Below are 14477 nucleotides of genomic sequence, written 5' to 3'. Positions count from 1 at the left end.
TGCTATTCCATTACTGCATCGTTTTATTATACCATCATTCCAGCCCCCTTCCATGTACCTGTAATCTTATTTTACAGATACATAGGAAGGGGATATTCTTATCATAACCAATAATTCACCTTTACCAATCATGCCTCATTTCCTGCAAGTTGTGCAGAATTTTTCACATTCCCTAAAAATTATGGTAAAGTGACACCATCAAAAGCACCGCGGTTCTATCGGTGCACACATAGATACAGGGAGGTAGAATATGTTAGCAATCAATATGGCAGATGTGGTAAATGTATTAAATACCTGCAAACCATATCTTATCGGGTTTGCCGTCGTGCTGGTACTTGCGGTTATTGCAATTGTGGCAGCGCACAAGATGCAGGCGCACAAGAGGAAACTGGTGCGCGCCGAGGCGGGGCTCGCAATCCTTTTAGCGCTCGTTGTAACCGTAAACTTAATCTGCTGGGGTCCAATGTCCAGCATGATTTCACTCGCAACCGGTAACGGCACAATATCCACGGAAACGTCCGACGAGGCGACGGAGCTTTGTACGGAGATTGCGGAGGAAGGAATCGTACTGCTGAAGAATGAGGGAAACACACTTCCCCTGGCAGGCGGCAATTTAAATGTATTTGGCTGGGCATCCACCAACCCTTGCTACGGCGGTACGGGTTCCGGTTCCCTGTCCGATGCATATGAGACCGTAAGCCTTCTTCAGGGCCTGGAAAACGCCGGTTTCAAGTTAAATACCGAACTTTCCGATTTCTACACATCCTACCGTGCGGATCGTCCCGTAGTCGGAATGTGGGAACAGGACTGGACGCTTCCTGAGCCGACGGCCGATTCTTACAGTGCAGAACTGCTGGATAACGCCAGGGTATTCTCCGATACGGCAATGGTGGTAATTACACGTGTCGGCGGTGAGGGTGCGGATCTGCCGCTGGATGTCAGCCAGGTGACTTATACAAATAACTCCGACAGCTATAACGATTTTGAGCCGGGAGAACATTTCCTCCAGCTTGATAAGACGGAGAAAGATATGATCGATCTGGTCTGCTCCAACTTCGACAACGTCGTTGTCGTTTACAATGGTGCAAATGCCATGGAGCTTGGTTTTGTAAATGATTATGAGCAGATTAAAAGTGTTGTATGGTGTCCGGGAACCGGTCAGTCCGGCTTTAACGGCCTGGGAGCGGTTCTGAGCGGAAAGGTGAATCCATCCGGCAGAACCAGCGATACCTTTGTATTTGATTTGGAAACAACGCCTACGGCAAATAATTTTGGAAACTTTACCTATGACAACATGGATGAGTTCAAAGTGACCCAGACCGGCTTTACCGGCAAGGAGGAGATCACGACACCATCCTTTATCGATTATGTGGAGGGAATTTACGTAGGATACCGTTTCTACGAGACGGCCGCGGCCGAGGGGCTGATAGATTATGACAAAACCGTTCTTTACCCCTTTGGATACGGACTTTCCTACACGGCATTTACACAGGAAATGGGAGAAATCTCGGAACAGGATGGGACAATAAGCTTTGATGTGACCGTGACCAATACCGGGGATACCGCCGGTAAGGATGTGGTAGAAGTATATTACAACCCGCCTTATGAGAACGGCGGAATTGAAAAAGCTTCGGCTAATCTGATTGCATTTGACAAGACGGATTTGCTTGAGCCGGGAGCTTCCCAGACTTTAAAAATCTCGTTTACAGCGGAAGAGATGGCATCTTATGATTACCGGGATGCAAAAGGGTATGTACTGGATGCGGGCGACTATATTATCAGCATCAACCGTGATTCCCACAATATCCTGGCAGAACAGACCTATACCGTGGATGAAACCATCCGCTATACAGGGGAGGAAGGACGTTCCACCGATGTACTTACAGCAACCAACCTGTTTGACTATGCGGCAGGAGACCTGACTTACCTTTCACGCAGGGACGGATTTGCCAACTATGAGGCGGCAACGGCTGCACCGGCAAGCCTGACGCTTAAGGACGAAGAAAAAGCGCTGTTCATCAACAACAGCAATTATAATACGGAGAGTCTGAACCTGGCGGACGATGAGATGCCGGTAACAGGAGCCAAGAACAGCATCAAACTGGCCGATCTGCGCGGCGCATCCTATGAGGATACGCGGTGGGAAGACCTGCTCGACAATATGACGGTCGGCGACATGGATACGGTCATTGCCCTTGGCGGATACCAGACCTCGGCAGCCGGCAGCGTCGGAAAGGTGCAGACCATTGACTGTGACGGTCCGGCTTCCATCAATAATAACTTTACAGGAACCGGTTCCATCGGCTTCCCGTCGGCAGTAATGATCGCATGTACATGGAATGAAGACATTGCGGAGGCCTTTGGACAGAGTATCGGCAAGATGGCCGATGAAATGGGAGTTTCCGGCTGGTATGCACCGGCTATGAACATCCACCGCTCCGCATTTGCAGGACGTAACTTTGAGTATTATTCTGAGGACGGTGTGCTGTCTGGAAGAATTGCGGCAAAAGCAGTCATCGGGGCAGAGCAGTACGGCGTATACGCCTATATCAAGCATTTTGCATTAAATGATCAGGAGACAAACCGTACCAGCATGCTGTGTACGTGGACGAATGAGCAGGCAATCCGTGAAATTTACTTAAAACCGTTTGAGATTGCGGTGAAAGAGGGCGGAGCAAAGGCAGTCATGTCTTCCTTCAACTATATCGGCACCAGATGGGCAGGCGGTTCCTCCGAGCTGTGCAACACGGTACTCAGGGATGAATGGGGATTCAAAGGCTTTGTGCTGACCGACTACTTTGGTGTTTACGGTTACATGAGTTCGGATCAGGCAATCCGTAACGGCACCGACGCCATGCTGGTGGCATACGACACAGAAACAAACCATGTAAAAGATACGAAGAGTGCAACCGGAGTGAAGGCAATGCGTCAGGCATGCAAAAATGTGATGTATACGGTAGTAAACAGCCGTGCCTATGAACCGGAGAATTTACAGACCGGATTGCTGCCATGGCAGATAATGGCGATTGTAATTGATGTCGTCCTTGCGGCAGGTATTCTTGGCCTGGAACTTGTGGCCGTGAAACGCTATAAAAAGAGAAGCGGTGAGGCGGCAGTCCTGGAATCCGCACCGTTAAATGATTCAGAGGATTCCAAGCTTTAAATAGGGAAAAGAAAGAGCGGGTGCATTTATGAAACATATGGATATCATAGAAAAAATGACGGTGGAGGAAAAAGCGGCATTCTTAAGCGGTAAGAATGAATGGCAGAGCCGGGATATCCCGCATCTCGGCATTCCATCCATCTTCTGTGCGGACGGACCTCATGGCGTGAGGAAGCAGGCGGGCGAGGGGGATCACCTTGGGTTAAATCCCTCTCTGCCGGCAACTTGTTTCCCAACTGCGGCAACAGTCGCAAACAGCTGGGATGAGGAGCTGGGTGAGGAACTGGGACGGACATTGGGGGCGGAAGCGGCAGCCCTTGGAGTGAATGTGCTGTTGGGCCCGGGCCTGAATATGAAGCGCAGCCCGCTCTGCGGCCGGAATTTTGAATACTTCTCCGAAGACCCATACCAGGCGGGAAAAATGGCCGCGGCCTATATCAGGGGCATACAGAGCCGGGGGGTGGCGGCCTGCCCGAAGCACTTTGCGGTTAACAGCCAGGAACTCAGGCGAATGGCAATGAACGCCGTGATTGATGAGCGTACTCTGCGGGAAATCTATCTGACCGGATTCGAGATTGCGGTAAAAGAGGGCGGGGCCAAAGCCCTGATGACCAGTTACAATGAGATAAACGGAACATATGCGAATGAAAATGAGCATTTGCTGAAGGATATCCTCCGGGGCGAATGGGGATTCGACGGTATGGTAGTGACGGACTGGGGCGGTTCCAACGACCATGTCCGCGGTGTGGCGTGCCGTTCAAACCTGGAGATGCCGACACCGGGGCTGGATTCCGCAAGGCAGCTTCTCAAAGCGCTCGACGAGGGGAGACTGACCATGGAGGAGCTGGACACCTGCGTGGACGATCTTCTCGACGCGGTGCTGACGCTGACGGAAAACAGCCGGGACGGCGCAGAAGCGGAAGAAGGCAAAGAGACAAAGCCAGAGGAAAAGCCGGACGGAGAGACAGTAGGAACAGCAGATAGAAAGTCAGGTAAAAGTGCAGCCGGATTCGACGCGGCGGCTCATAATGCCATAGCATGGAAGGCTGCGGCGGAGAGTATTGTGCTTTTGAAAAATGTACCGGATCCGGAACCTCTGCTGCCCCTTAAAAAATCATGCAGTGTGGCATTGATTGGAGACTTTGCAATCCGTCCGCGGTATCAGGGAGCCGGTTCCTCTCTGGTGAATCCGATTATGGAAATCGCAACAATGGAAACCATGATTTCCAGCTATCCGCTCGTCAACGCCGGATGCGCGGCGGGCTACCGGCGCACTGGTGAGGCGGATGAGGCGCTGAAAAAAGAAGCGCTTGATTTGGCGCAGAACGCAGATGTGGTAATTTACTGCTTTGGACTCAACGAGATCAGTGAATCGGAGGGGATGGACCGCAGCCATATGCGGATTCCGCAGAACCAGATTGAATTGCTGGAAGCGCTCGTAAAAGTAAACAGCAATATCGTCGGTGTATTGAGCGGCGGTTCCGCAGTTGAAATGTCATGGCACCACTGCTGCAAGTCGATTGTCCATGGTTATCTGGGCGGCCAGGCGGGAGCGGGCGCTATGCTCGATGTGCTGACCGGCAAGGTCAATCCGTCCGGAAGGCTCGCCGAGACATATCCGGTACGGTATGAGGATACCCCTGCATTCCGCTTCTTCCCGAGTACGGAGCGGAATTCGGAGTACAGGGAGAGTTTGTATATCGGTTACCGGTATTACGACACCGCCAGGGTCCGCGTGCAGTATCCTTTCGGTTACGGTCTGTCTTACACGTCCTTTGCCTACAGCGGGCTGACGGTGTCGGAGACAGGGGTAACCTTCTGCCTTGAGAATACCGGGGAATGTGACGGCGCGGAGGTGGCGCAGCTTTACGTCGGGTGCTGGGACGGAGCCGTATTCCGCCCGGAAAAGGAGCTGAAGGGATTTAAAAAGGTGTTTCTGAAGCAGGGAGAGAAAAAACAGGTTTCAATCCCGTTTGACGATAAGACATTCCGGTATTGGAATGTTGCGACAAACCGCTGGGAGAGGGAGGCGGGAACCTACCAGATTCTGGTCGGCGCCTGTGTGCTCGATATCCGGCTCAGCGGCAGCATTACACGTACGGGAACAACGGACAGACTGCCCTATGAAGGTCTGGAACTGCCGTCTTACCGTACCGGCTTTATTCAGAATGTGGATCGGGAGGAGTATGAGAAACTTCTCGGATATCCTCTTCCCTCCGGCAAGTGGATGGGAGAACTGGGGCTCAACGATGCGGTCTGCCAGATGTATTATGCAAAGAGCGGACTCGCCAGGCTCATTTATAAGGTGCTGACCGATAAGAAGAATAAAAACGAGGCTGCCGGGACTCCGGACCTCAACCTGTTGTTCCAGTATAATATCCCGTTCCGGGCGATTGCCAAGATGACGGGAGGTATGGTCAGTATGGAAATGGCGGAGGGAGCCGTGGCCGTGGTGAACGGACATTTCTTCCGGGGAATTGGACGGATTATAGCCGGATTCTTCCGCAATTTAAAAGCCAATAAGCAGTATGAGAAGAAATTAGGGAACTGAACACACAGGATGTAATCCGCGAGGTATTTTCCCTTGATTTTTGTGAAAATCCCGAGTTGTGCGGCTGCTGCCCACGGGGTGTTCATCAGCGGAATCGGCGGGATAATAAGGAGGCGCAAGACAGTTGAAAAAGATATATGACAGTTGGTTGGGTCGTTATAAGCAATTTGAAGAACAGCATCCCAAACTGTCGAAATGGGTTTATCAGATTTTTTACTTTTTTGTTTTCAGCATGGGAGTTACGATCTTTCAGTATCTGGTGTTCACATTCATGCCGGGAATGCTGGGAATCGGCCTGGCGGGAACGGAATTTATGTGGCCGAAGAAGGATCTCAGCATCCTGGGCGTGGATTTTACCTGGAGCCTGCTGGGATATAACGTACTGCGGGATGCTTCCGGAGCGGTGGTCATCGGCGGAGGACTGGGATATTTTATCAGCTATGAGGTGGGCTCATTTCTTGCCCAGTGTATCAACTTTCCTCTGCAGAGAAATATTACCTTCAAGAGCCATGGAAATCCCGCGTATCAGGCGATGTGGTATTTTATCGCATGGATTGTGATTTCCCTGATTTGCAACGGATTTAACAATCTCTGGATGCCCATTGCCTACAGTTACATGCCGCCTGCAGTTTATAATCTGCTTGTGACATTTATCACGGGCGGAGTTTCCATGGTGATATTCTTCTTTGTATTTAAGATTATTTTTCCGGAAGGCACTCCACAGGAATCAGAACCGACAGAGTAAACCAGTTGTCCTTGGACTGAAGGGTCATAGAGCCGCCGTACTTTTGTGCGGCGGCTTGAATGCTTTTAAGGCCGTAGCCGTGATACTGGGTGTTGCCCTTCGTTGTGCGGGGAAGCCGGCCGGAATTGAACTCCAGCGGTGTTTCCGTATAATTTTCAAACTGGATCATTAAAAACTGGTTTTTCCTGAACATGGACAGGGTGACCAGACGTTTTTCCGGATCTTCAAACTGGGAAACGCATTCGATGGCATTGTCCAGGGCATTGCCGAAAATAGAGCAGATATCCTTTACATGCATAAAGGAAATGAGACTTCCGTCCGCCATACAGGTGAAGGTAATCCCTTTCTGGGAGCAATACGTGCTTTTCGTAGTAAGCACGACGTCCAGCACCCGGTTTCCGGTATTGGTCAGAGCTTCCTGCGTGAGAATAGCCTGTTCCATTTCCTCCAGATATTGATTGCGTTTTTCAGGATCTTCCTCCGCCCGGATGGCAATCATGTAGTGTTTTAAGTCATGAAATTCCCGGCGCAGCAGCTCCACGTTGTCGATGGACATGCGGTACTGATCATACTGCCTCTGGAGCATCACGTTCATGATCTGGTTTTCGCCGCGCATCCGCAGCTCCTCCCGTTTTTCCATCTGGGCGGCCAGCATGACGAGGCCTCCAAAATCCACGAGGGTGCGGACATACAGGATCGAACTGGTGGCGCTGGAAAACGGAGTGTCCGGCATGATAAAGCTCAGATTGCTGATAGTAAATGCCGCCAGTACAATCGTGGCAGCGCCCACCAGCTCTTTATTTCCCACATTCATATTCTCATCCTGCGGAATGTGCTCACGTTCCAGAAGCCAGTATACGATATAGACAGCCAGATAGACCGCAGTCATGATAGCCGCGGTTATGAAGAAATTGTACAGTTGGAAATGAACCACCAGCCAGACATTAAGCTGCCACTGCAGGGAGGCGGCAAATTCCGCCAGTACAAACGCGCGGATACAGCAAAAACCTGCATCCTGGGGCGTTACATCGCATACCCGGAAGATAAACAGATACATGCAGGTGATGGCGCCCAGCATCCCGGGTATCCAGAGAAACAGCGGGGCAATTCCGGCCAGGTGCTGATAGAGGACAAACCATAAAAGCATTCCGGCAAACGCGCTGTAAAGCTTGATTCCGGAAATTTTTCTCCTCATCATCATAATATAGGAGACGCACGCCGCCCACTCGGCAATAGCCGTGCATATTCTGGGCGTGTCCATCAGGTTTGCAATATTCATCGCTGTATTCCCCCCACATAATCGGTAAATGAATCCAGAAAAATTTTCTTGCGCGCCCGGCTGACCGGCAGCTCCGTCCCGTTCGACAGACGGACCACATTAGGAAGGAGAGCGGTGACGTGCAGAAGGTTCACCAGATATGCATTGTGGCATTTGGCAAAACCGAGGGGCAGCAGCATTTCCTCCATGCGTTTTAGGGGCCCAGCGGTCCGGAAACCGCCCTTTTCTGACTGTATGAGGATATCGTGCTTCTGGCTTTCGATATAATAAATCTGCGCCGTATCCAGACGGAGCTGTCCGCCGTCCGTATCCAGTGTCAGGTAAAACCGGCTTTGCTTTTTCTCAATCTGTCTTGCCGCCTTGTGCAGAATTTGCGAGAATGCAAGGTAGGGCACCGGCTTGAGCACGTAACCCAGGGCGTCCACCGTGTAGCCCTGAACGGCAAATTGTACCGTGGAGGTGATGAAAATGAAAATTACGTCCTCATCCAGCTTTCTGATTTTTTCGGCGGTGCTCATGCCATCTAAATGTTTCATCTGAATGTCCAGCAAAATGATGTCATATTCCGCCCTATAATCAGAGATGATGTCTAAACCATCCGTGAATACGGTAATCTGAAAATGGACGGAATTCTCCTTTTCGTAGCGTTTTAGATAGTCCTGTAAAAGTTCTGCGTCATGTCTGTCATCTTCGACGATTGCAATACGAATCATGGGTATCCGGTCCTTTCTGGGGGCACAGTTATACTTCTTTATGATACGCTAATTATAAATGATCCATAAAAAAAGAACAAGCTATTATCAAGCGGGGACAAAGTCTTATGAATATACAAATCTCACCGGGTGTGATAAAATTATAATGGTTCGATACTTATAAATATCATAAACAATATAAACAAAAAAGTGAGACCCATAGATAGGAGTAATCAGAAATGGATACTTTAACAATCAAAAGCCCTTCATTTGAGGATAACGGTTTTATGCCGAAAAAGCATACGGGTTTCGGTGAAGATGTTTCTCCCGCATTTAACCTTTTCAATCTTTCGGATAAAGCAGTTTCTCTTGCAATTATTATGGATGATTTAGACATTCCCTTTATCAGTGCGTATAACCATTGGCTGATCTGGAATCTTTGGCCCATGGAAGAAATCCCGGAGAATATTCCCTATGGAGCAGGAACACTTGAAAACGCAGTGCAGGGGATCGGGTACGGAAGACACCGCTACAGAGGGCCGAAACAGCCTGTTTTTATACGCAATATCCATCGGTATGTTTTTAACTTCTATGTATTGGACTGTTATCTAGAACTGGACTGCAATTCTACGAAAAAAGCACTGCTTGCTAAAATGCAGGGACATGTGCTGCAGCAGGGGAGTATTACAGGGAAGTATAAGCGTTAACGGAATGGATGGTTCCAATCGGGGCCCAATCTCCCTCGAAGTATGACTAAGTGCTAATCAGGGGCAATATTAGATTCGGACAATCTAAAGTAAAAGCATAAGAAAACATGGTTTTAGAAATAATACATACTAAATAACGAAAAGAGGCTGGAAAAAGCGGTGAGAGACATCTGTTTTGCCCAGCCTTTTATTATTTTAGTTCCATATCATCACAAAGAAACAGTGAGTATCATAGTAATACAAAGTTGCTGTTCATATCCCAGCTGAAAGCAGCTGTGCTGCGAACAATAACAATACAAAATCTCTTTAAAGAAACGATTGACTTTTGAAACTGTAACAATTATAATTACAGATAGGAAAGAGCAGCAATTCCATCTAAGGCGGTGATAATATGAGCAAAAATGCCAGAGAAAAGCAGAAACAAATGGCGGCAAAAGCGGCGGCGTCTTATATTCGCGATAAGATGACGCTTGGGATAGGAACCGGTTCTACCGTGTACTATCTGATAAAGGAGATAGGAGCACTGGGAACGGCTGGAATCAATGTCCGCGCGGTGGTTACATCCGAATCGAGCAGAGAACTGGCTATTTCCTGCGGTATCCCTGTCTGTCTGCCGGAGGAAGTGGATCATATCGATCTGGCGATTGACGGAGTCGATGAAATCGACAGCAGCTTTTATGCGGTAAAAGGTGGAGGCGGAGCGCTTCTGAGAGAAAAGATCGTGGCATATAAAGCGGACGATGTAATATGGATAATGGATGAGAGCAAATTGGTTGAGCGTCTCGGCCGTTTCCCTCTTCCAGCAGAGGTACTCCCATTTGCCTATACATGGGCGGCGGAGAGAATAGAGGAATTAGGCGGCAAGGCCAGACTGAGAGAACGGAACGGCAAAATATATGGTACGGATAACGGCAATTATATACTGGATGTAACATTTTCTCCGGGCATAACATATCATATGGCTGCCGACAAAATAAGACAGATACCGGAAGTCCTTGAAACGGGATATTTTAATCCGGTTTGCAGCCGGATTATAGTAGGAACCGAATGGGGCGCAAAAGAGATTGTGAACCAGCGGCAAAGCCGGAAGCGGCCGGAAACAGAAGCCGACGGAACCGATGACGTTGAAGTATAGCGTAATGTCTCATTTATATTCAGTTGGACAGCGCTGTTTAGATAAACAGGGACAAATAGAAGTGTGATATGACAGGAAAGCAGGTATAATACATGGCAAACGATGCACAAAAAGAGATAAATACGTCAACAACAACACCGGCAAAATCGTCAAAAAAATCGGAATATAAGAATCTTACAGATGGATACGCTGGAACTTATTATTCGGAAGAGAGCAGTGGAATCTATCATTTTACATTTGACAGTGAAAACGGCTCGCTCACAGAGCCGGAGCTGTTCTACGAGGCTCACAATGCAAAATGGGTTTGCTTAAATGGCTGTTCCATGGCGTTCCCTATCGAAAAGCAGGGGAAAGCAGGCACCTGTTTCCTGGAACTGAAGGAGGGAAAGGTAAGCCGTGCGGCGGAAATACTGGAAGAAAAGCAGACGCCGTGCTATATCCTTTGGCAGGATGATTACGTCTACACGGCAAATTATCATGAAGGAAACGTAATGGTATATCATCTGGAAAAAGGAATGCCTTCTCTGGTAAAACGGATAGAAAACGGAGAAAAGGCCGGATGTCATCAGACTTTATTACATGAATCATATCTCTGTGTTCCTTGTCTGGAACAAAACAGGATCAGGCTGTTTGATATGGAACATGATTACACACCGGCTGGAGAAATCACTTTTCCGGCGGGCAGCGGACCCAGACATGGGATATTTAACAGGCGGCACACCATGTTTTATGTGGTAAGTGAGTGGAGCAACGAGCTTTTCGTATTCCGTGTTCATGGCAGCGAATTTACCTTGATGCAGACTGTTTCAGTCCTGCCGGAAAGGGAGCATGAGAAAAACGGAAATGCGGCGGCAGCGGCAATCAGAATGACAAAGGATGAACGCTTTTTATATGTTTCGGTGAGGGGCATTGACACGCTGGCCGTTTTCGATATAAGCGGAAGCGGGGCGGCCGTCATACAGCATGTTTCCTGCGGCGGAGTGCATCCCAGGGATTTCATTCTGAGTGGAGATGAAAGATATTTGTTAGTGGCAAACCGTTTTGATGGCGGAATCGTGAGTATGGAAAGAGATGCGGATAGCGGATTGCTGAAAATTCCCCTGCATTCCGTCCCATTGCCGGAGGGCGTATCCCTGACACTCAGTGGCAATGAAGGACAGAAAACCAGTTAACATATTTTAGAATAGAGAATATCAACAGGAGGTATTTTATGCAGACAACACAGATAGGTATCATCGGGCTTGCGGTTATGGGCAGGAGCCTTGCCCTCAATATGGCGGATCACGGGTTTATAGTAGGCGGCTACAACCGCAGCAGAGAAGTGACGGGAACGCTGATAAAAGAACATCCACATAAAAATTTCATCCCATTTTATGATTTGAAAGAGCTTGTGGAGTCCCAGGAAAGGCCGCGCAAATTTCTCATTATGGTTAAAGCGGGGAAACCGGTGGATATGGTGATAGACCAGCTCATCCCTCTGCTTGATGAGGGCGACATGATCTTAGACGGAGGCAATTCATTCTTTGAAGATACGAGAAGAAGAGAAAAGAACCTGAAAGAAAAAGGAATCTATTATTTCGGCACAGGCGTTTCCGGCGGAGAGATGGGAGCACGTTTCGGCCCATCCATCATGCCGGGCGGAGAGAAAGAGGCGTACGAGCATATTGCGCCAATCCTGGAGGCAATTTCCGCGAAGGCGCAGGGAGAGCCGTGCTGTGCTTATATGGGTCCCGACGGCGCCGGTCATTATGTGAAAATGGTCCATAACGGCATTGAATATGCCGATATGCAGTTAATTGCGGAGGCATATCTGCTGCTCAAATATGCGGGTGGATTTACCAATCAGGAACTGGCGGATATCTTTACCGAGTGGAATGAAGGAGAGCTGAAAAGTTATCTGATTGGCATTACGGCAGGAATTTTCCGCGAGAAGGATGATTTTGCTGACGGAGAGCTGGTGGACTATATTTTAGACAGCGCGGGACAGAAGGGAACCGGAAGATGGACCAGTCTGGAATCCCTGAAACAGGGAGTGAATGTGTCCATGATTACGGCCGCCTGCAATGCCAGAATCATGTCAAACCGGGTGGAAGGAAGAAAAGAGGCAAAAGAACTGATTGAAAGTCCGAAGCAGAGGCTGGTATCGGATAAGGCGAAATTTCAGGAAAAGGTGAGAAAAGGTCTCTATACGGCAAAAATAGCAGCCTATGCACAGGGGTTTGACCTGCTTTTGCATGCATCGTCGGAGTACGGATGGAATTTGGACTACGGCAAAATCGCATCCATTTTCAGGGCCGGCTGTATCATACAGGCTGAATTCCTGGACGATATTACAAGGGCATTTGAGAAAAACAGGGATCTTAAAAACCTCATGATGGATTCTTTCTTCAGAGAGAAAATCAACATGGGACAGGAAAGCCTGAGAGACATCCTGGGACCCGGAATCCAGAACGGAATCCCGGTTCCGGCCATGAGCCAGGCGGTTGCTTATATTGACGCATTCCGTGGAACACCAGTGGGGGCAAACCTGATTCAGGCGCAGAGAGACTGCTTCGGCGCGCACACATATGAGAGAACAGACAGGGAAGGCATCTTCCACCACGATTGGAGGTTCGAACATGAATAAAGAACAGGTATTTACAATCTTTGGAGGAACCGGAGACTTAACCTTCAGAAAGCTCCTTCCGGCTCTTTATAATATAGAGGCGGCAAAAGACAAGGAACTTTGTTCCCGGGTAGTGGTAATCGGAAGAAGAGACTACACAAGTGAAACATACCGTGACATGGCGAAAGAGTGGGTGGAGAAGTTCGCGAGACTTCGTTTTAAGGAAGAAACCTATCAAAAGCTGGCGGAGAATATTATATATTACCGGATGGATTTTACGGACGAAAATGCATATGACGGACTCGACAATTTCTACCGGGAAATGGGGGCCGGAAGCCATATATTCTATTTTGCGGTTGCTCCCAGATTTTTCGGGACAATTGTCAACGGACTGAAAAGGGTGGCAGGCGCCGAGGCCGGAAAAGTGGTGCTTGAAAAGCCGTTTGGTGAAAATCTTTCGGCGGCAGCCAAACTCAATGAGGAAATGGAGGCGTTTTTCAGGCCGGATCATATTTACCGGATTGACCATTATCTCGGAAAAGAAATGGTCCGCAATATTCAGATTATCCGCTTTGCAAACCCGATTTTCAGCAATGTCTGGGATGCGGAGCATATCGAGTGCATTCAGATTTCCGCCCTGGAAGAAGTTGGCGTGGAGACGAGAGGCGGTTATTATGATCACAGCGGCGCCCTTAAGGATATGGTGCAGAACCACCTGTTCCAGATTCTTTCCATTGTCGCGATGGAGCAGCCGGGAACCCTGGCTGTGGAGGATATGCACCGGGAACAGATCAAGGTGCTGAAGGCGCTCAGCATACCCGGGAATATATCGGAAAGTATGGTATTGGGCCAATATGAGGGATACCGCGGGGAACCGTCCGTAGATAAGGAATCGGCCACAGAGACTTATGCCGCCCTGCGGCTTCTGGTGGATAATGACAGATGGAGAGGAATGCCGTTTTATGTGCGGACCGGGAAAAAACTCGGAAAGCGCGAAATGCAGGTGGCTGTCGTCTTTAAAAGTCCTGTAGCAGGAGTAGAATCCAATATCCTGAATATTAAAATCCAGCCGACGGAGGGCGTCTACCTTCAGTTTAATATAAAAAAACCGGGAGAAACCGAGGAAGTGATCCAGGCAAAAATGGATTTCTGCCAGAGCTGTTCTTTTGTAAACCGGATGAATACACCGGAAGCTTATGAGCGCCTGCTCGGCGCCTGCATGCGGGGAGAACGCTCCTGGTTCTCTCAGTGGGATCAGGTTGAAACAAGCTGGAAGTATGTGGATGAAGTACGGGAACAGTACCGGAATATGGGGCTGCCGACGTATGAATATGCACAGGGCGGCAGCGGGCCGAAAGAGGCGGAGGAGCTGCTTGAGAGGTATGGGCATACGTGGTTTGAATAAACGGATTTTTGCAGCCGCCATAGAAAATATTAATTTTCTATGGCGGCTTAGTTTTGTCTGAACTCGGGGCGCGTTTTTTTGTCTATGGGGAAAACAGCAGCATAAGAGTCGGGCGGGGATTAAGAAATCAGTTCCATTCGTTGTACTCTCCGCTAAAAAGAGGTAAAATAAAAGAAACGAAAGGACAGGGCTGAG

Annotated in this window: 10 protein-coding genes; 8 read left to right on the top strand and 2 right to left on the bottom strand. The window is 48.9% G+C overall.

What is annotated here, in order from left to right; translation table 11 throughout:
- Positions 1-250 precede the first annotated feature (250 nt).
- From EJL91_RS05985 to EJL91_RS05975, 3 genes are all read left to right on the top strand, one after another.
- Complete coding sequence (locus tag EJL91_RS05985; protein WP_125141081.1) at positions 251-3163, top strand: glycoside hydrolase family 3 protein; 2913 nt, start codon at positions 251-253, stop codon at positions 3161-3163.
- Between the two features lie 28 nt (positions 3164-3191).
- On the top strand, positions 3192-5714 hold the full coding sequence (locus EJL91_RS05980) for a glycoside hydrolase family 3 C-terminal domain-containing protein (protein ID WP_125141080.1): 2523 nt from the start codon (positions 3192-3194) through the stop codon (positions 5712-5714).
- A gap of 124 nt (positions 5715-5838) precedes the next feature.
- Complete coding sequence (locus EJL91_RS05975; protein ID WP_243125251.1) at positions 5839-6459, top strand: hypothetical protein; 621 nt, start codon at positions 5839-5841, stop codon at positions 6457-6459.
- Here the strand turns inward: EJL91_RS05975 and EJL91_RS05970 are convergent.
- The gene (locus EJL91_RS05970) at positions 6413-7738 is read right to left on the bottom strand and encodes a sensor histidine kinase (RefSeq protein WP_125141079.1); all 1326 of its coding nucleotides are present in this window, start codon (positions 7736-7738) and stop codon (positions 6413-6415) included. The genes EJL91_RS05975 and EJL91_RS05970 overlap by 47 nt on opposite strands.
- On the bottom strand, positions 7735-8451 hold the full coding sequence (locus EJL91_RS05965) for a LytR/AlgR family response regulator transcription factor (RefSeq protein WP_125141078.1): 717 nt from the start codon (positions 8449-8451) through the stop codon (positions 7735-7737). The genes EJL91_RS05970 and EJL91_RS05965 overlap by 4 nt, the downstream gene beginning before the upstream one ends.
- Before the next feature lie 218 nt (positions 8452-8669).
- Here EJL91_RS05965 and EJL91_RS05960 point away from each other — a divergent pair, with 218 nt between their 5' ends.
- The 5 genes from EJL91_RS05960 (at position 8670) to zwf (ending at position 14282) form a co-directional block, all read left to right on the top strand.
- Positions 8670-9137 carry a YbhB/YbcL family Raf kinase inhibitor-like protein gene (locus EJL91_RS05960; RefSeq protein ID WP_125141077.1) on the top strand — a complete coding sequence of 156 codons (468 nt, stop codon included), beginning with the start codon at positions 8670-8672 and terminating at the stop codon, positions 9135-9137.
- Between the two features lie 391 nt (positions 9138-9528).
- On the top strand, positions 9529-10272 hold the full coding sequence (gene rpiA, locus EJL91_RS05955; RefSeq protein ID WP_125141076.1) for a ribose-5-phosphate isomerase RpiA: 744 nt from the start codon (positions 9529-9531) through the stop codon (positions 10270-10272).
- 92 nt (positions 10273-10364) lie between these two features.
- A complete protein-coding gene (locus tag EJL91_RS05950; protein ID WP_125141075.1) occupies positions 10365-11444 on the top strand; it encodes a lactonase family protein in 1080 nt (359 codons plus the stop codon).
- Positions 11445-11482: 38 nt separating this feature from the next.
- Positions 11483-12898, top strand: coding sequence for an NADP-dependent phosphogluconate dehydrogenase (gndA, locus tag EJL91_RS05945; RefSeq protein ID WP_125141074.1), 1416 nt, complete (start codon positions 11483-11485; stop codon positions 12896-12898).
- On the top strand, positions 12891-14282 hold the full coding sequence (gene zwf, locus EJL91_RS05940; protein ID WP_125141073.1) for a glucose-6-phosphate dehydrogenase: 1392 nt from the start codon (positions 12891-12893) through the stop codon (positions 14280-14282). The genes gndA and zwf overlap by 8 nt, the downstream gene beginning before the upstream one ends.
- Positions 14283-14477: the final 195 nt, after the last annotated feature.

The sequence above is a fragment of the Clostridium transplantifaecale genome (genome assembly GCF_900626075.1).
Lineage (GTDB): Bacteria > Bacillota > Clostridia > Lachnospirales > Lachnospiraceae > Otoolea > Otoolea transplantifaecalis.
This window is presented reverse-complemented; position numbering and strand designations above follow the sequence as displayed.

Coding starts and splice junctions, on each gene's coding strand:
- EJL91_RS05985 (WP_125141081.1), top strand. CDS start 251: ATGTTAGCAATCAATATGGCAGATGTGGTAAATGTATTAAATACCTGC.
- EJL91_RS05980 (WP_125141080.1), top strand. CDS start 3,192: ATGAAACATATGGATATCATAGAAAAAATGACGGTGGAGGAAAAAGCG.
- EJL91_RS05970 (WP_125141079.1), bottom strand. CDS start 7,738: ATGAATATTGCAAACCTGATGGACACGCCCAGAATATGCACGGCTATT.
- EJL91_RS05965 (WP_125141078.1), bottom strand. CDS start 8,451: ATGATTCGTATTGCAATCGTCGAAGATGACAGACATGACGCAGAACTT.
- EJL91_RS05960 (WP_125141077.1), top strand. CDS start 8,670: ATGGATACTTTAACAATCAAAAGCCCTTCATTTGAGGATAACGGTTTT.
- rpiA (WP_125141076.1), top strand. CDS start 9,529: ATGAGCAAAAATGCCAGAGAAAAGCAGAAACAAATGGCGGCAAAAGCG.
- EJL91_RS05950 (WP_125141075.1), top strand. CDS start 10,365: ATGGCAAACGATGCACAAAAAGAGATAAATACGTCAACAACAACACCG.
- gndA (WP_125141074.1), top strand. CDS start 11,483: ATGCAGACAACACAGATAGGTATCATCGGGCTTGCGGTTATGGGCAGG.
- zwf (WP_125141073.1), top strand. CDS start 12,891: ATGAATAAAGAACAGGTATTTACAATCTTTGGAGGAACCGGAGACTTA.